This window comes from Pseudomonas sp. USTB-Z (genome assembly GCF_019691255.1).
Taxonomy (GTDB): Bacteria; Pseudomonadota; Gammaproteobacteria; order Pseudomonadales; family Pseudomonadaceae; genus Aquipseudomonas; species Aquipseudomonas alloputida.
The window spans coordinates 1-461 of sequence record NZ_JAECZP010000080.1 but is presented as its reverse complement, the minus strand read 5'-3'; the positions used below and the strand labels follow the sequence as shown (position 1 = coordinate 461).

General features: G+C 63.6%; 1 pseudogene. It reads right to left on the bottom strand.

The annotated features are described in order from the left end of the window. Positions 1-202: 202 nt before the first annotated feature. Positions 203-309, bottom strand: a pseudogene (locus I8746_RS26935) (3-deoxy-7-phosphoheptulonate synthase); the annotation flags it as partial. Positions 310-461: the final 152 nt, after the last annotated feature.

The window sequence follows — 461 nt, the reverse complement described above, 5'->3', positions numbered from 1 at the left end:
ACGCTGCGCTCCGGGGTCCCCTCGCTCCGGCCTTGCTCCCGGGAGCACGCGCTGCAGGCCCCATCCATGGGGCCTCAGCGCTTGACGGGCATCCATGCCCGTCATCTCCCTTCGCAATGCCTCCACTCGGCCTCCTGAAGTCGCAATCTGCGTCGCCTGAACTACCGCGCGCTTAGAAGCAAGATCAAAAGCGAGAAGTGAATTCGGTGATCGGCCGGCACCGCCGATGCATTCGGTGAGGTTCTGCCCAGTCATCTGGATAAGGATATCGCCGGCATGGCTGCCCTCGGCCTGGTGTACCTGGAAGAACGCCGTTGCTCTTGCTCTTGCTTTGGCTTTTGCTTCTAAGCGCGCGGTAGTTCAGGCGACGCAGATTGCGACTTCAGGAGGCCGAGCGCAGGGCTTGCGGAGGGAGGTGACGGGCATGGATGCCCGTCAAGCGCTGGGCCCCAGGATGGGGC